Annotated in this window: 13 protein-coding genes; 3 read left to right on the forward strand and 10 right to left on the reverse strand. The window is 27.2% G+C overall.

Features of this window, described 5'->3' with window-relative positions:
- Nucleotides 1–125 precede the first annotated feature (125 nt).
- Nucleotides 126–1,049, reverse strand: a complete 924-nt coding sequence (locus JNUCC81_RS16165; protein WP_454094404.1) for a carbon-nitrogen hydrolase family protein — start codon at nt 1,047–1,049, stop codon at nt 126–128.
- Between the two features lie 128 nt (nt 1,050–1,177).
- On the opposite strand from JNUCC81_RS16165, the gene JNUCC81_RS16170 reads away from it, so the two are divergent.
- Nucleotides 1,178–2,071, forward strand: coding sequence for a LysR family transcriptional regulator (locus JNUCC81_RS16170; protein WP_454094405.1), 894 nt, complete (start codon nt 1,178–1,180; stop codon nt 2,069–2,071).
- An 88-nt stretch (nt 2,072–2,159) separates the two neighbouring features.
- On the opposite strand, the gene JNUCC81_RS16175 is transcribed toward JNUCC81_RS16170, so the two are convergent.
- From JNUCC81_RS16175 to JNUCC81_RS16215, 9 genes are all read right to left on the reverse strand, one after another.
- Nucleotides 2,160–3,221 carry a GHKL domain-containing protein gene (locus JNUCC81_RS16175; protein WP_454094406.1) on the reverse strand — a complete coding sequence of 354 codons (1,062 nt, stop codon included), beginning with the start codon at nt 3,219–3,221 and terminating at the stop codon, nt 2,160–2,162.
- A 257-nt stretch (nt 3,222–3,478) separates the two neighbouring features.
- Complete coding sequence (locus JNUCC81_RS16180; protein WP_454094407.1) at nt 3,479–4,189, reverse strand: LytR/AlgR family response regulator transcription factor; 711 nt, start codon at nt 4,187–4,189, stop codon at nt 3,479–3,481.
- A gap of 259 nt (nt 4,190–4,448) precedes the next feature.
- The gene (locus JNUCC81_RS16185) at nt 4,449–4,580 is read right to left on the reverse strand and encodes a hypothetical protein (protein WP_454094408.1); all 132 of its coding nucleotides are present in this window, start codon (nt 4,578–4,580) and stop codon (nt 4,449–4,451) included.
- A 112-nt stretch (nt 4,581–4,692) separates the two neighbouring features.
- Entirely contained in the window at nt 4,693–4,908 is a 216-nt protein-coding gene (locus JNUCC81_RS16190; RefSeq protein ID WP_454094409.1) for a DUF3955 domain-containing protein, read from the reverse strand.
- Nucleotides 4,909–5,131: 223 nt separating this feature from the next.
- Entirely contained in the window at nt 5,132–7,153 is a 2,022-nt protein-coding gene (locus JNUCC81_RS16195) for a beta-galactosidase (protein ID WP_454094410.1), read from the reverse strand.
- 128 nt (nt 7,154–7,281) lie between these two features.
- The gene (locus tag JNUCC81_RS16200) at nt 7,282–11,661 is read right to left on the reverse strand and encodes an Ig-like domain-containing protein (RefSeq protein WP_454094411.1); all 4,380 of its coding nucleotides are present in this window, start codon (nt 11,659–11,661) and stop codon (nt 7,282–7,284) included.
- Between the two features lie 95 nt (nt 11,662–11,756).
- Nucleotides 11,757–12,590, reverse strand: coding sequence for a carbohydrate ABC transporter permease (locus tag JNUCC81_RS16205; protein ID WP_454094412.1), 834 nt, complete (start codon nt 12,588–12,590; stop codon nt 11,757–11,759).
- On the reverse strand, nt 12,590–13,393 hold the full coding sequence (locus JNUCC81_RS16210) for a carbohydrate ABC transporter permease (protein WP_454094413.1): 804 nt from the start codon (nt 13,391–13,393) through the stop codon (nt 12,590–12,592). Before JNUCC81_RS16210 ends, JNUCC81_RS16205 begins: the two co-directional genes overlap by 1 nt.
- Nucleotides 13,394–13,536: 143 nt before the next feature.
- Nucleotides 13,537–14,850, reverse strand: coding sequence for an ABC transporter substrate-binding protein (locus tag JNUCC81_RS16215; protein WP_454094414.1), 1,314 nt, complete (start codon nt 14,848–14,850; stop codon nt 13,537–13,539).
- A 192-nt stretch (nt 14,851–15,042) separates the two neighbouring features.
- Between JNUCC81_RS16215 and JNUCC81_RS16220 the strand changes: the two genes are divergently transcribed.
- Nucleotides 15,043–16,824 (forward strand): sensor histidine kinase, encoded by a 1,782-nt coding sequence (locus JNUCC81_RS16220; RefSeq protein WP_454094415.1) that lies wholly within the window; start codon nt 15,043–15,045, stop codon nt 16,822–16,824.
- Nucleotides 16,817–18,352, forward strand: coding sequence for a response regulator transcription factor (locus tag JNUCC81_RS16225; RefSeq protein WP_454094416.1), 1,536 nt, complete (start codon nt 16,817–16,819; stop codon nt 18,350–18,352). Before JNUCC81_RS16220 ends, JNUCC81_RS16225 begins: the two co-directional genes overlap by 8 nt.
- The last annotated feature ends 22 nt before the right edge of the window (nt 18,353–18,374 follow it).

Below are 18,374 nucleotides of genomic sequence, written 5' to 3' on the forward strand. Positions count from 1 at the left end.
GTATCTTAATATAGGTTTTGCATGATTTATAAATAATAGTCTGTTTATGTTAATTTTTCAAATTGTTTATATATTATTCATTTTATTTTTATAACGATATTAAATTATTATAAAAACGATTTTCTCTAATCTTCATTAATACTTAGCTTAAATACATCTGGTCTAGAATAATGACCAGTTGGGTCAAAATCCATTCTACTTAATACAACTTGGTCCATATATAACTCAGCATATAAAATTTCTTCCTTATTCCATACAGGCCCTGCGATATATTTACCAAATGGATCAATAATACAGCTACCACCAGGACACATGTCTTCTGGGCATTTTTCGATATCATCTTGGCATTTAAAATCAGTTGGGTACATACTTTTAGTAACGTACTGGTTACAACCAATTACAAAACATCTACCTTCTAAAGCAATATGCTTCATAGTAGCTTGCCACTCTTCTCTTGAGTCAGCCGTTGGAGCTAAATATATTGATACTCCTTTTTGATACATAGCAACTCTTGCTAATGGCATATAATTTTCCCAACAAATTAATGCTCCTACTGTACCAAATTCAGTATCAACAGTAGTAAGTCCACTTCCATCTCCTTCTCCCCATATACATCTTTCTGTTCCTGTTGGTTTTAACTTTCTATGTTTTCCTAATAAACTCCCATCTGGCCCAAAGAAAAGTTGAGTACAATATAAAGTACAATTTATCGGATCTCTTTCTGTTATCCCCATAGATACATATGCATTTGCTTCACGAGCTGCCTCTCCAATAATATCAGTATCACAACTTGGAACAATAACTGAATTATCATAATATCTTTTCCAATCTTCTCTACCTTCCATAGTTCTACTTCCTACAATATACCCATAAGAAAATCCTCTAGGATATGCAGGTATAAAAGCCTCTGGAAAAACAATTATATTGGAACCGTTTTCAGATGCCTTTTTAATAAGCATTACTGCTTTTTCTATTGTTTTTTCTTTGTTAAATAAAACTGGTGATGCTTGTACAACAGCTATTTTACATATTTTCTCTAAATCTTTCATACTTATTTTCTCCTCCTTGAAATAAATTTCAAACTACGGTATCCTAAAGTTATTGTAGTCTAAAATTTCATATCAGTAAAATTGAATTATATGATATGTTTTATTATAAATTATGATAAGGAGATCTTATGGAACTTAGACATCTTGAAACCTTTATTAAAGTGGCTGAATTTCAGAATTTTTCAAAGGCTGCTGATCAATTAAAATACGCTCAATCAACTGTTACTATGCAAATTAAACAACTAGAAAATGAACTTGGATTTTTACTTTTTGAAAGAATTGGAAAAAGGATATCTCTCACTAATAAAGGTATTGAGTTTCTAGACTATGCTTATGCTATTACAAAATGTACTTCAGAAGCTCTAGAGGCTATGTCTGGTAATAAAGAACCTTCTGGTGTTCTCAAAATTGGTATTGTAGAATCACTTTGTACATCTATATTTAAAGATATTTTTAAAGAATTTCTAATAATCTATCCTAAAGTTGAACTTGTAATAAAGATAGGTACTACATCCGAAATTATGGAGATGTTAAATAAAAGCCAAGTTGACTTTATTGTAGCTTTAGATAATAAAATTAATAATCCTAATTGGGTTACAGTTTTTGAAAAAGAAGAAGCCATTTCTTTCTTTTGCTCTAATAAGCATCCTCTTGCAAAATATGATGAAATCCCTTTACAAAAATTAATTAATGAAAACTTTATTTTAACAGAAAAGGAATGTAACTATCGTGAATCCTTTGAACAAATGCTTAATAAAATAAATCTTTCGGTTACTTCCTCTTTAGAAATTGAAAATACAGATATTATAATAAAATATGTAAAAGAAAATCTTGGCATATCATTCTTACCTAAGGTAACTCTTGTAGAGTCTGTATATAAAAATGATATTCATATACTTTCTGTACCAAATTGTAGTATTCCTATGTATACTCAGTTAATTTATAAAAAAAATAAATGGCTGTCTCCATCAATGCAAGCATTCTTTTCATTGAGTAATAAAGTTCTATGTAATAATATTTAAGTTAACCTATATTATTATTTATTGATAAAAAAACTGACAAGAATTAATTGTCAGTTTTTTATTAATATTTTTAACCTTTATTTTATTTTCATCCTTTGCAAGGTATCATAATCTTAACAATAAATTTATTTTCAGAATGATTAATAACCATTTCTCCTAAATACTTTTCAACTGAACTTTTTATATTATTTAAGCCTATTCCATGGATATATGAATTCTTTTTACTAGTTATAAATAAATTTTTTCTTATTTTAATCTCATTTATTTTAGTATTTTCAATTAAAATAATACAAAATTGGTCTATATATTTACTTTCTAGCTTTATTTTTTTGTTTATATTAGATTTATTTATCTTATCACAAGCCTCTATGGCATTGTCTATTAAATTAGAAAATATGGTACATACATCCATCATATCCATAAAATCATTTTTTGAAAAATCTATATTAATATCAAAATCAATTTGTTTTTCAACACATATTGATTTTTTATTTATCAATATTGAATCTAATATCATATTTCCTGTATTAAACTCCTCTTTATATTTATTATATTTTATTATATTAGTTTTCATACTATCTATATATTCTATTATCTTTTCTGTATCATTAGTTTTACATAAATGCCTTATACATATCATATGGTTTTTAGTATCATGATATAAACTTTTAACTTTATCCTTTTCTTTATTTATATTTAAATAATAATTATACTCTTTAAATATATTTTCTTTAAGAGTTTTATTTTCATGTTCTACTTTGTAACCTTTTATAATTTTTTTCATCATATTAAGGAAATATATATTAGAAATTAATATTAGAACAGGCATACATACTAAAATTAAAATATCAACTTTAAAAAATATTCTATCTATTGCAATTAGTCTAAAAGCTACTATTAAAGTCAAAATATTTATTATGACTGGGATACATATAAATATATCTGATATTTTTTTAAATTTATAAAAGTTTTGTGCATATATGAAAGTATATAATGACGATAACATAAATACAAATTGAATTATCATACTTTCTAACTCAACTTTATTAGGGTTTATATAGTAGTCTTTAGTTAAATCATTAAAATTTATAATAAAAGCTAAATCCAAACTAATATATTCAATAGGTATATATACACAAAACCAATACATACAGCTAACTAAAATACACTTTAAAATACTCTCATTATAATTAATTTTATAAAAAATAAAACAGATTAATACAAATACTATAGGACTCTCAAACTCAAATATAAATATAACTATAGAAATTGCAATCATTACCCCATAAATAATCTTATTATCAAACTTTTTCTGACTGAAATAGTCCAATATATATTTAAATAAAATTAAATATGTAAATATATTCATAAAACTTATGATACATGTAAAATAATCATGTATGTCTATCATAATAAATCCCCTAATATATTAGTTATTTTTATTCTTAAGTCTTTTATTTTATATCTACTAACTAATATTTCATTATTTTTAATTAAAACCGAATCCTTACTTATACATCTTACCTTATTTAGATTTATTAAATACGATCTATGGCACCTATAAAACTTTTTATCTTTTAGATCATTTTCAAATTTATTAATCTTTACTTTTGTCCGGTATGATTGAGTATCTGTATGTATTAATACACATCTAGATTCTGTCTCCATATATAATATAGACTCTATCGGTATGATAATAATATTTCCTTCTGTATCATCCTTAATAGTCAAATAATTTTTATTATTATTTATGATGTCTTTTTCACATTCTAATAAATGTTTTGAAAAATCACTATACTCTATAGGTTTTAACAAATACCTAAATGCTCTTACTTCATACCCTTGTTGCATGAAATCTATAATAGCAGTAGTAAATATTATAACTACATTTGTATCAAATCTTCTTACTTTCTTTGCAGTTTCAACCCCATTCATCCCCACCATTTGAATATCTAGTAATAATATATCAAGTTTTTCAGGATAATCTTCTAATAATTCTTCCCCACTATCAAATTCCATTAACTTATAGCATCTATTAGGAAATGCTCTATCTAAATAATCTGATATAATCTGCCTATGTATAGGCTCATCATCACAAATAGCTATATTAAGGACCATAAAAATATACCCTCCTAACAAACAATTATTCCCTTTTAATAAATATACGTAAGTATATTATTTATATTAAATCTCCAGACTTATAAAGTTTCTATTTTAAATTATAACAAAATTTAACACTATTTTAACATTTTTACCATATTTTTCCATAAAACTGCATAGATTTTAAATTTATAGTAGCTGGAATACGTTATCATTTCATTTAAATATTATATACTTATATAATTTATATCTTAAAATAAAAAAGAGCCATAAATAATTATGACTCTAATATAGTTATTTTTCCAAGTGGAAAAACTATATTAACTTTTCTTCCTATATTTTCTCTAGAACTTAATATTATGCCTAAACCTAACTTAGTTACAAGTTTTTTACATATATATAACCCCATACCAGTTGATTTACCATATTTTCTACCATTAGTTCCTGTAAATCCTTTTTAAAATATATGGTAAGCTTTGTATTTTTATATCTAATTTTATAATAAAAAAACTTTATTTTAATTATCTATCAGATGCCTTATAACTAAAGTAAGATTTTATCCCAGTAACTATTAGTCCAACTATTCCGGTAAAAAGGAATAAGTATCCAATTGGAACTAAGAAGAATGGTTCAACAAGAGTCCCATCAGGAGCAACCTCACTTCCTATTATACTAAAAGCTATAAAGCATCCTATCCCTATTATAAAAGGCATTAAAGCTAAAATATATTTTTTCATTTCATTTCCTCCATTAATAAAATTTATATTTTAAGTTTTATTTATTTCATAAACAATGTTTATATTTGAATTAATTATAATATCTTTTTTTATATAAGTCAATATTTTTTTATCGTTTTTCAATAATATTTTATTATTAATCATACATTTCAATTTAATATCATCATAATATAAAAAGCTATTGATTAAATTTCAATAGCTTTCTATATATCTTATGTTTTTATTACTTTTTCCTTGTTATAATCTCTATTCCATAGCTTGGAACTATAATACTTTTTTCAATATATCTTCCTGTAATTATATTTAAGTATTTAGATTTGTTTAATAATACTTCTTTATCCTTATCCGAGTAATTCTGTATAAATAAATACTCATTATTATCATCTTCTCTTTTAGAAATAGTAACCCCCTCTGGAATTGCAGTATCTAAATTTTGTTCAATCCCTATTTTATCTACTAAGTTTGTTAAAAAATCTCTATTAAATTCATCTTCATTCCTAGAAGCAATATAATATGCCTTACCTTTCCCATATTCATTTTCAGTAAGCGCCGGCCTTCCTTTATAAAAATCACTACTATATTCCGCTAATACCTTTGCTTCATTTGCATGAATTAGGTCACATATATGCGTACATTTATATAATTTATTGTCTTTATATCTTTTTATGGTATTTACTTCATTATCATAAAGTGCATCTACCTCTTCACTTCTTATTCCAAATACATCCATCAAATCTCCAGGAAATCCACCTAAGTAGCATAAATCTGTATCATTAACTATAGCTGAAAAATAAGTTAATACAAAATTCCCCCCTTGACTTATAAATGTTCTTATTTTATCTTGATATCTATTCCTAGTCATATATAAAATAGGTGCAACTACTAAATCGTACTTATCTATATTACATTCCATATCTACAAAATCTACATTTATACCTAATTCCCAAAATATCTTATAGTACTCCATAACTATATCATTATAATTTAATCCAATATTTCTTGGGCCTTGAGCATCATTTAAAGCCCATAAATTTTCCCAATCATAAACAATGGCTATTTTAGATTTTGTTTTACTATTACAAACTAATTCTAACTTTTCTAATATCTCACCTAAATTCGCAACATCTTTAAACACTCTAGTATCTTCTTTTCCATAATGATCTACTACTGCACCATGAAGCTTTTCACTAGAACCTCTACTTTTTCTCCATTGAAAATATTGAACAGTATCAGATCCATGTGCAATAGCTTGAAGAGATGAAAGTTTATGCATGCCAGGCTTTTTAAGTTTGCTAACTCTTTGCCAATTTGTCATACTTGGTGTACTTTCCATAAGCATAAAAGGTTTATCTTTTATACTTCTCATAATGTCATAATATGCAGCTGTTTTATATCCAACCTCAATATTATTTTCACTATGCCATTCTGGATAGCAATCGATTGAAATAATATCAATATGATCTTTAAATTTAAAATAATTTAAACCTTCAAAGTATAACATAAAATTAGTTGTAGCTGGAATATTAGGGTTATACTCTTTGACTACACTAATTTCATGATTCATAAAATCTATAGTTCTATTGGTTACAAATCGCTTCCAGTCCAAATTAAGTGCATGTATTTGATTTTCTCCAATAGGAGATGGACTTTCAATTTGTGACCATGATGTATATGTATGGCTCCAAAAAGTAGTCCACCATTCTTTATTTAAATTATCTAATGTTTTATATTTTTTCTTAAGAAAATTTCTAAACTCTTCTTGGCAAAGCTCGCAATGACATTCACCACCAAACTCATTAGATATATGCCACATTATAACTGCTGGATTATTTGCATATCGTTTTGCTAATTTCTCATTTAATATTTTTATTTTTTCCCTATAAATTGGAGATGTATAACAATGATTATGCCTAAATCCGTGTAAGTTTCTAACTCTATTAGCTTCCACTCTTAAAACTTCTGGATACTTTTGCGATAACCATGCTGGCCTTGCCCCACTAGGTGTTGCTAATATAGTATTTATTCCATTTTCATAAAGTGTATTTATAACATTATCTAACCATTCAAAATCAAAAAATCCTTCTTTTGGTTCAAGTTTGGCCCATGAAAAAATCCCAATTGACATAACATTACACTTAGCTTTTTTCATTAAATCTATATCTTGCTTAAATATTTCAGGATAATCTAGCCATTGTTCTGGATTATAATCTGCACCGTGCAAAAACTTATTTATAATATTATTCATACTTTATTCTCCCTTATATAGTTAATTAAACTTCAATGGATTTTTAATTTATTTAAAATTAAATCCTTAACCATAGTTTATTTTGATATCTACGGTCAAGGATTTAACTTTATTATTGTTAATTTACATTATTGAATTTCCATTTTATCTAATATAATATTTATATCTGATTCGTTATAAAATCTTATTGTGTTGTTACTAGCTAAAAGTGGTAATTTAATTTCAACTTTTCCAATTCCTGAAGTTGTAGGAAGATTTATTTTTTTTACTTCTCCATCATTAACTATGTAACTTAGCTCTACTTCTTGAGAAGTATTATATTGTAATGAAATTGTATATTCTGAGCTAACTTTTGCATCAATTAATGTATCTACTGAATTAGTATCTCCTCCTGAGATTTTTGTTACAACCCTTCCATTTGAAGCTGAATTATTATTTTCAATTTTCGCTAATCCATTAAACTTATTTAAATATGATTCAAATTCTATTGTTTTATCAGCTATATCTATTGTATTACCTTCTAATATAATTCCTAATACTCCATTTGCTCCTATAGAATCTACTCTAACAGTTATTGAACTATCTTCTTTTACAATTTCTTCTACTACAACTGGATCTATATCTATTGTTGAATCAGTTGTCATAGAATATACTTTTGCAGTTACTTTTTCTCCTTGTAAATATGGTAATTTATTCATATTCACAATAATATCTCCATATTCATTAGATGAATAATTAGTTAAAAATGCAACTGGTTTTCCGTTAGCATTAATTGCTCCTATACCATCACTTATCTCACTTTTTGATATATCTGCTGATTTTACTTTAAACTCTCCATTACCAAGTTCTAGTTTTTTGGATAGTAAATTCCAAGTTTTTGTAAATGTTGCTAATGTTGGATTACCATTGTTCCAAGCATATACACCCTTTCCTCTTTCTATCCAACCTGAACTTGCTTCGTAATCATCCATAGGTACATCACTTGGATAACATGTATAGTAACCTCCACCCTCATATCCATCAAGCATCATATCTATCATTATTCTACCATGATATGACATACTCTTCGATCCAGTATGATATTCATGCGGCTGACCTGTACTTGCATTATATTCATTTAAGAATATTGGTATATCTTTACCTGTTTTTTGTCTTAACCAATATTTAAAATTTCTACTATTCGCTCCATCATTTGAAGTACTCTGATTTGCTGGTCTTTCTCCGTATTTGTGAATTGATACAAATTCAACTCTATCTTGCCATTCTTTGCTATATTCACTCGAGAATATAGTTCCTAAAACTCCATAGTCACCACCCCAACTATCATCGGCACCTCCGCCTAGCTTCATAACTGGCTTTTTACCTTCTAATTCATATATAGCATCAATTGCTTGATACATAGTATCTGCTGCTATTAAGTTAACTTTATTTGTATTTGGGTATAGTGTTTTGTCTGGCCTTCTTTGTTCTCCACCTTTTGGAACATACCAATGTGGCTCATTTAAAAATTCATAGTAGTCTGCATATGGCTTAACCATTTTGTATACTTTCTGAATTATATCTCTAAATATCTCCCAATCCTTTGGTGCGCTATTACATGCTTTTTCAGTATGAGGTGCACCTGGTAATGGATAACCAGATGCTAACCATTCTGGTATTTGAAATGTCATAACCATTACTTCAAAATCCATTTCATCAGCTTTTTTTACCCAATTCATAAGTCTTTCTGTATTCCAATTATCTGGATTTGACATACCATTTAGATATTGTCCAGTTTCTGAGAAATGATCCATATCTTCTCTATATCCTTGTACAGAAAACTGTCTTTTAACTCCATCTGGACCTGTCACATAATAATAATCTGCTTCTACATAATTTGGTTGTCCTGGTTTTATATCAGAATTTGATGACCAATTTGTATTTGGAGTCTTAGTCCAAACTGGAAGTATTTCTTGAAGGCGAGCATCTGCTCTCATAAACTTTACTCCCATGTCATCTCTTAACATTTCCCAAACTTTTGAATGGTCTCCAATATCGCTATCTTTCTTATTTAAGTTCGGATAATGGGTTACACCAAATATTCCTGGTGAACCATTTGAAATTGTATTAGAATAGTCTATATTTATTTCTCCTGCTGATTCTGGCTTAGTAACTGTTATAGAACAAGTTGCTTCATATCCACCATCTTCTGTTTTTGCAGTTAATATAGCACTTCCAATTTCTCCAATAACTTTAACAGTAGCTTCATTATTATTACTGCTTTCTATTTCAACAAGATCTGAATTAGATATACTCCAAGTTATATTTTTATTTTCTGCATTTTCAGGTAACACTTTCGCAGATATTTTAGTTATTTGATTTTGCTTTAGTGTAATTGTTTTTGGAGTTACAGAAATTCCTGAAACTGCGTTTTCAATTACTATTTTAAATTTATTATTAACTTCTGTATTACCTACTATATTAGCTGTAATTTCAGCTTCTCCTACTGATAAAGGAGTTAATAATCCTTGATTATTCACCTTTACAATATTTTCATCGCTTGATTTATATTCAAGGTCGTAAGAATTAGCCACATTATCTGGGAATATCCTACCATCAACGTTAAAATCTTTACGTGCTAATGGAAGTACATACTTTTTATCATTCCCCTCTACTATCGATGAAAGTGTATTTAAGTTTTGAAATCCAATTGATAACTTTATATCTTTTGCTACTAATACTAATTTATCAGGTCTTAACTCTCCTGATTCTGTATATAATTTTATATTATTTTCGTTACCTGCATTTAAGTCTATATCAAAATCTACAGAGTTTGATATAGTAGCATCACTTCCATCAACTGTTATTGGCTCTTCTCCATTTACAGATACCTTTATTTTTGAGTTTTTAGAGTCTGTATATAGCTTAGCTGTATATTTTCCTGAACCACCAGCTTCTATTTTATTTAAAGTAACAAAATTATTTGATCCTCCAAAGTTCTTTACAACTCTATTAAAAGAAGCTCCACTTTGCCATGTAATTTCTGTATCCCCACCAAAATGATTGTCTTGACTTTCAAATTCATAAATAGTTTGTGCTGGTAAATTCTTATTAACTCCACCTTTAACTATTATGCCCGTTGCTCCATCTGATGGAATCGAAGGTATCGTAGCATTTATAATTCCATTAACAACATTTGCCGAAATTTTTGCATATGCTGTATTTGTTGATATACCATCTTTTGCAGCATAACATTCTAATTCAACATTACCATCTTCATATGGTACATTTCTTAATTCTATATTAACGTCCGTTTTTTCATTTCCAAAGTTATTTGCTAAGATTATAGATTCATTTTTACTATTTACCATTGCAATAGAGTCATCAACTATCCAACTACTTCCCATGTCAGTTGAAACTACCTTAAATTCTCCACTTCCTAGACCAAGTTTATTTGAAAGTAGATTCCATGCCTTTGTAAATGGATTTAATGAAATATTATCTCCATTCATTGTATATGAATAACTTGCTAGAGAATTCTTAGATGATGTTGTACTATTGAAAAGTACCAAATCCCAACCATCTCTCATTGCTTTAAATAAGGCATTAGCTTGTTGCTTTATTCCACTATTTCCAGTAATATTAGCATCTGGGATATTAGCATCTTTTGATACTGTAGTCCATCCTGTCATAAATAAAGGAATATTTGTATTATTTGACCATCTACGAATCTTTTTCCTACCTTCTTTAAACTCCCCAAAATAGTCATATTTATAATTATTAACATCTACATTGTATGCTCTCAAAGATATAAACTGTAAAAGGCTTTTATCTGATTCATTATTATATCCAGTTAATAAATCATGTATTTTACCTAAGTTAATATCATTTACACCTGTTAGAGTATATCCTGGGCCACCAATAATATAATTAGCTCCTAAACTTCTAATAGCCTTTGCTGTTGTATAATAAACTTCAACAAAATCTGATGAGTTTAATGATTCATCTGGTGTTATTTCAACAAACTTGATTATATCTTTGTATTCAACTGAATCATTTAAGAATTCTTTAATCATTGAAGTATACTTAACTTCATCATCATATTTTTTATCATTATTAATGTCTAACCAAGATGGTATATTTACAAACTCCAACATAATACCCATATCAGCTCCTCTAGCCCTTGTAAACTGACCTGATGCAACATGCAAATACTCTTCCTTAACATTAGTATCTACCTTTCCATCCTCATTTGGATAAAGTTTTGATAAATCAATTTGTATCTTAACCAACTTAACTCCCATTTTGCTATTCATAGAAGACCAAGCTGTAGCTTCATCAGATGAAGGTACTCCTGATCCTCCAAATATATATTTATTTCCAGTTCCTATATTAGTATTATAGTCAACAGTAATTTGTGGACTTTTTGTACTTTTAGATAAAGCATTTGCATCACCGATAATAGATGTTACCATTCCTAATGTTATGATTGAAGACACTACTTTTTTTAAAGCATTTTTAAGTCTCACTATATTTATTCCTCCTAAACTTATATCAGTATAAGTAATATATTTTAGTTATTTAATCCTGGATATAACGTCTTTTTACATGAAAGAACTAATTTTTATTTAACTGATCCAGCAATCATTCCATCTATTATATATTTCTGAGCAAATAAATAAATTATTAATATTGGTAGTATAGTTAATATAATAAATGCACAAACATAGTTCCATTTATAAGTCATATATCCTACGAAGTTATAAATTCCCATAGGCAGTGTATTTTTTGCACCATCTGTTATAAAATATAATGAGATTTGGAAGTCATTCCATACACCCATGAAAATTATTATTATATTAGTAAATGTTGCTGGCTTTAGTAAAGGAAATATAATTTTAAAAAACATTCTAATTGGTGAACATCCATCTAACATAGCAGCTTCATCTAATGATTGTGGAATTCCCTTCATAAAACCTGTATAAAGCATAATACTTAGTGGAAGTTTGATTGAAACATGTATCAAAATTACAGACAAATAGCTTCCACTTAACCCTAAAGCTTTAATTATAGCCACTTCTGGAATTAATGCTATCGGAGCTATAAGACCTAGTATAAAATAATTGCTTATAAACTTTGTTATCTTATCACTCCTTCTAGCTATTATAAATGCTGCAAGTGATCCAAATATAACAGTTATAAAAACTGTACTTCCCGTTATAAGTACGCTATTAAAGAATGCTCTCAATAACTTACCTTCTTTTATAACATAAGGATAATTTTCAAACATAAATTTCTCTGGCATACTTAATCCTACTACAGCTGATTCTGGAACTGTCTTAAAAGAATTAAGTAATACCAGATATAATGGTAATAAAACAAGGAATGACATAACGACACAAGCTGTGTATATTGCAATTTTTGAAATAGATGTTTTGTTTGCTCTACTTATTTCCATTATATTTCCTCACCTCGTTTCAATAATTTTAAAAGTGGTGTTATTACTATTACAATTAATACTAATTGTATTACATTTATAGCTGATGCATATCCCATTGTTCCAGATCTCATAGCATCATAAGATAACTTACTTATAACCTGCGTTGCTCCATTTGGTCCGCCATTAGTCATAGACATTACTATATCAAATACATTAAATCCACCTATAATACATAATGTTATCGTCGTATTAATTGTAGGTCTTAAAAATGGTAATGTTATCTTTTTAAATCTTTGAAAAGCATTTGCTCCATCTATGCGAGCTGCTTCGTAAATTTCTTCCGGTATAGATTGTAATCCTGCTAGAAGTATAGCTACATTAAATCCTATCCATATCCACGATTCAACAGCCGCTACTGAATATAGCGCAATTTTGGGATCCCCTAACCAATTAAGAGCAATGGATTCTAGTCCTATTGAGATAAGAAATTGATTTAATACTCCAGTATCTGGTTGCAGTATAAAACTAAATACATAACCTATAACTAAAGTTCCTATTGTACAAGGTAAAAATGATACTGCTCTAAATAAATTTCTTCCTTTAAATTTATTATTTAATAATAATGCTATTAATAGTCCTAATCCAACTTTAACTATAGTCGTTATTATTGCAAATATAGTTACATTCTTAAGTGCTGGTAAAAAGCTTATTGAAGTAAATAAGTCTCTAAAATTCTCAAATCCTATAAATTGAGGATTATTAAAATTATATATATTCCAATTAGTAAATGAGAATATAATACCTCCTACTAGGGAGCCCACATAAAAAATTGTAAACACAACTAGTGCAGGTATTATCAAATACATTGGGTAATATTTCTTTTCTAGTTTGTTCACATTACTCACTCTCCTTTTAAGAATTTTCGCTAGCGAAACCGCTAGCGAAATTCTTTTGTTATATTATTTTATTTTGTAAATCCTTCAAGTCCAAGTTGCTTTCCATTTTTAATTATTTCATCACTCCAAATTTTAGCTGCTTCCTTAGGAGATTTTTGTCCTAATAAAACTGAAAGTAATGCACTTTCTGATTCTGCTGGTGGTACTATTACATAAGTTTGGTTATAATGTTTTTGGCTCATGCCTTCATCAAAATAAACTTGAGAATCTTTTAATGTAGTACTAACATTTTCATTAGTTATATCATTCCATACAGATGTACAAGCCCTCTTATCTATATCATACTTAATAGTATCTTCTGAAGTCATATAATTTAAGAAATCTTTTACTACATCTAAGTTTTTAGATTCTTTTGAAACATATAATCCTCCAGGTCCTGCTGCTGCTAAATAGCTTTTTCCATCTTCACTTGGTGCTGCAAACATTCCTATTTTACCTTCTGCTGATGGCTCAGTTTTTATATACTCAGGGTCTGCCCAATCTCCCATATACATCATTGCTGATTGACCTAAACCTACTGATTTTTGTGCCATTTCATAACTTGCTGTACTTAAGTCACTATTTATATATCCTTTATCAACCCATCCCTTAATTCTTTCAAATACGTTAACAAATTCAGGAACTTCATCCCATCTTATTTCATTATTATTTAAATTTTCTAATAACCCAGGATTTTTAGCTAATATATTTGGCCATTCTCCATTTATTATTTGATTTACAGTCCAAGCATCCCCCATTGAAACATACATTGGCGTAATACCTGCATTCTTTAATTTTTCACATACTTGTTCAAATTCTTTATAAGTTTTAGGAATTTCTATATTATTTTTTTCAAATACTTCTTTGTTGTAAGCTATTCCAAATGAATTTATTCCTCCCAATGGCATACAATATACCTTGCCATCTGTATGAGTAACAAAATCTTTACCTATATCACTTAAGTTGCTAACCCATTTTTCTGATGAAAGATCAACTAAGTTTTTTTCATGATTATATTTTGTAGATTGTGTTCCTGTATCTCCTATAAACATATCCCACATTCCACCTGAAGTCATTTTTGTAAGCATTAATTGTTCAAACTGATTATCATCAACTGCTTGAATTTCAAGCTTATTACCAGTTTTAGCTTCCCACTTTTCTTTATGATAATTCATATTTGAAACTTCTAACTGAGTTGCTTTCATTCCTAAAGTAATCGTTTTCCCATTAGCTGAACTTGAACTATCACCTTCTTTATCATTTGTAGACCCACAAGCTACCATTGAAAGTGATACTAATCCTGTTGTAAGTAAAGAAATACTTCGTTTTAATAATTTGTTCATCTCAAATCCCCCCTCAATTTAATTCTTATATAATTTCCTTACTTTAATTATATAAATATAAGTACTTAATAAAAATGTACTTTTCTATAAATATTTAATGTATTTTCTTGCATTCATTTAATTATTCAAATTATTATGTTAGAATATTTCAGTAAACATTTTCCTACAACAAATATGCAGAGGGTATTTAATATGAAAAAATCTGGATTTAAATATAAATTAGCTATAAATATTACATTGATTATAACTACAATAGTTTTTTTAAGCTTCTTATTATACAGATACCATACATCAAAAAATTTAAAGATTAATGAAACTAATAACTCTAGGATTATACTTGAAAATATTTCAGCACAAATAGACTTACTATATAATGAAATGGACACTGCTATATCATCATTAATTTATAATTCTCAATTAAAAAATTCATTGTATACTATCAATAACCCTGACATATCACAAAATTCACTCGAGTTTATAGAACAAAAAAAGATAATTGAATCTAATTTAGGAACTGTTTTGTTTTTTCCTAATATATCAAATGTATTTTTATATAATTCTAAAAAAAATTATTTTTATTACTCAGGATACTATTTAAATGATCTTAATTACATAAAAAAGTCTCTTTCTAATAATAACTATTTAAATAATTTGAGTGATCATTCTTCGAGAATTATGCTCGGATCACATATGAGCCCTTGGTCACCAAACCTTAAACCTGTGATATCTGTTTATGGAAACTTCTCTGATAATCTATTGCTAAAAGATACAATTATTGAAGCACAAATACCTTATAGTGTGGTTGATAATATATGTACTCAAGAATCTTTTAAAGATAATAAAGAAATAATTATTTTTGATAATGATTTTAATGTAGTTTATCCACTAAAAAACTATTTCAAAATCATAGATGATAAGGAATTAAGCAATATAAAAGAAAATTTAAATAAAGATATATATGAAGATTATAATAAGACTTATAATTACCTAATGAAAAAATCTGATTATACTAATTTAAATATTATGCTAGTATCTAATAGTAGTTATATTAATAAACAAAACTTTGATTCTTTAGTTTTAACATTCATAATCACGTTGATAATACTATGTACCATATTAGGAATTTGCTTTTTTATGTTTAAAAAGCTTCTAGAACCACTAAATGAATTAATTGATTATATTCACTCTATTAATTCTGGTAGTAAAATGAAACTCTCTATAAAAGATAACGGAATTGATGAATTTAAAATTATAAATGATTCTTTTAATAATATGTTGGAAAAGCTTAAAGATTCAATGTCCTTAGCTTACGAATCTCAAATTAAGGAAATGGAAGCTAGTTTCATTGCACTTCAAGCTCAAATTAATCCACATTTTTTATACAACACACTAAATTCAATTAGTGCCGCTAGCGATATTTATGGCAGTGAAGTAACTCAAAAGATGTGCCAAGAATTATCTCTTATGATGAGATATATAACATCAAAGCATCAGGAAACAAAACTAATTGACGAAATTAATCATACTAGAAATTATTTAGAATTAATGAAGATCTCTCATGTTGATGCTTTTGACTATGACATTAACATTGATATCGAAACATACGATTTTATTATACCTAAATTAACAATTCAACCTATTGTTGAAAATTGCTTTAAACATGCATTTAGTACTTGTACTCCACCATGGCATATTTCAATAAATTGCAAATTAATTAATGGATTCTATAAGATTACTATTATTGACAATGGCATTGGTTTTACTAAGGAAGCTTTGAGGGATTTAGATGATTTTATAAAAAAATATGAGGGCAATAAATATTTAGACTCTTATAAAAACTTATCAATTGGTGGTCTCGGTATTAAAAATATTTATTCAAGATTAGCAATTTTTTACGAAGGAGACTTTTCATTTAAAGTATCCTATGACAATGGATGTAAAATTACAATTGAAAGGATGATTAATATTGATTAATGTAATTATAGCTGAGGATCAACAACTCATATTAAAGGATTTATGTAACAAAATTTCTAAAATAGATAACGATATTAATATTGTAGCTACAGCAATTAACGGAGCTGATGCATATGAAAAAATTATTAATTTAAAGCCTGATATAGTATTTACAGACATAAATATGCCTATCATAAACGGAATTGAAATGATAGAAAAAGCTAAAAATGAAAATATTGACACCCGTTTTGTAATAATTAGTGGTTATAAAGATTTTGAATATGCTAGAGCTGCTATTAAAGTTGGTGTTGATGAGTACCTTTTAAAACCAATATTAATAGATGATATAAAAAAAATATTAAATAATTTAAAGTCAAAAATTTCAATGAAGCAAAAAGATTATGAACAACATATTATAGATAAATTAATAAACTCAACAGTTACTGATAAACCTACAATAAACACTAACTTTGATTATAAGTATTATTATGTAATACTATTTATAGCTGGTCCATACTCAAGTTTTACAATTGATTTTGATACACCATTTACTAAAATTTTAACTACTATAGACTTAATGAGTCTGTCTAAAAATTATCTTGACGCTGATGATAAAATGTTTTTAACTAAAGGTAAACATTGTAATGAAATAGTTGGGATATGGGCAAGTAATCATGAATCTGCTGATAAAATTAGATTGTTATGTGATGAAATGATCTCTATATGTAATAAAGAAAATATATTTTTGACTGTTGGTTTAAGTAGGCCTATTAAACATATCGATAATATCGGTATCACCAGCCAGATAGTTAGGACTGTATTAAAAAAGAAAATAGTATTTTCACAATCAAATATTTTAGATTGTTCCAAAAGCGAAATATACATTCATAATCATAGAGTTTTTCTTACAGATAGTATGGAAAAAAGCATTAAATTTATGATTCAAAATAATCAAAAAGATAATTTTATCAATATATGCCTTGATCTTGTAAAAACTTTAGAACAAAATAATGCAACTCAATTAGAGATTGACAAGTGCCTAAAATCATTAATAAATATTTGCAATGCTTATATTCTATCTGAGTATAATATTTCTGATATCGATATTAAAATCGATGAGTGTATCTCATCATCTAATAACTACGATGAGCTTGAGTCTAATATAAAAACTATCTTCAACGAATTTATAGATGACTATAATAAAAACACTTTAAAAAGTAACTATATGAACGATATGATTGAGTCATCTAAAGAATATATAAAAAAACATTTTTCTGAAGATATTAATATTAATGATATTGCTAATTTATTCTCAGTATCCCCTACATACTTTAGCCGTTTATTTAAAAAAGAAGTAGGTATACCTCCTATTGTTTATCTCACAAGATATAGGTTAGAAAAAGCATGTGAATACTTTAATAATACTGAATTTACTGTAAAAGAAGTTTCTGAGCTTTGTGGATATTCTGATCCATTTTACTTTAGTAAATCTTTTAAATCAGTTATAGGTGTATCACCTAAAAAATATAAATTAAAAATTAATATTTAAATAATTATAATATATAAAAAAC

It is taken from the genome of Faecalimicrobium sp. JNUCC 81, from assembly GCF_053667625.1.

Coding starts and splice junctions, on each gene's coding strand:
- JNUCC81_RS16165 (WP_454094404.1), bottom strand. CDS start 1,049: ATGAAAGATTTAGAGAAAATATGTAAAATAGCTGTTGTACAAGCATCA.
- JNUCC81_RS16170 (WP_454094405.1), top strand. CDS start 1,178: ATGGAACTTAGACATCTTGAAACCTTTATTAAAGTGGCTGAATTTCAG.
- JNUCC81_RS16175 (WP_454094406.1), bottom strand. CDS start 3,221: ATGTATTGGTTTTGTGTATATATACCTATTGAATATATTAGTTTGGAT.
- JNUCC81_RS16180 (WP_454094407.1), bottom strand. CDS start 4,189: ATGGTCCTTAATATAGCTATTTGTGATGATGAGCCTATACATAGGCAG.
- JNUCC81_RS16185 (WP_454094408.1), bottom strand. CDS start 4,580: ATGGGGTTATATATATGTAAAAAACTTGTAACTAAGTTAGGTTTAGGC.
- JNUCC81_RS16190 (WP_454094409.1), bottom strand. CDS start 4,908: ATGAAAAAATATATTTTAGCTTTAATGCCTTTTATAATAGGGATAGGA.
- JNUCC81_RS16195 (WP_454094410.1), bottom strand. CDS start 7,153: ATGAATAATATTATAAATAAGTTTTTGCACGGTGCAGATTATAATCCA.
- JNUCC81_RS16205 (WP_454094412.1), bottom strand. CDS start 12,590: ATGGAAATAAGTAGAGCAAACAAAACATCTATTTCAAAAATTGCAATA.
- JNUCC81_RS16215 (WP_454094414.1), bottom strand. CDS start 14,850: ATGAACAAATTATTAAAACGAAGTATTTCTTTACTTACAACAGGATTA.
- JNUCC81_RS16220 (WP_454094415.1), top strand. CDS start 15,043: ATGAAAAAATCTGGATTTAAATATAAATTAGCTATAAATATTACATTG.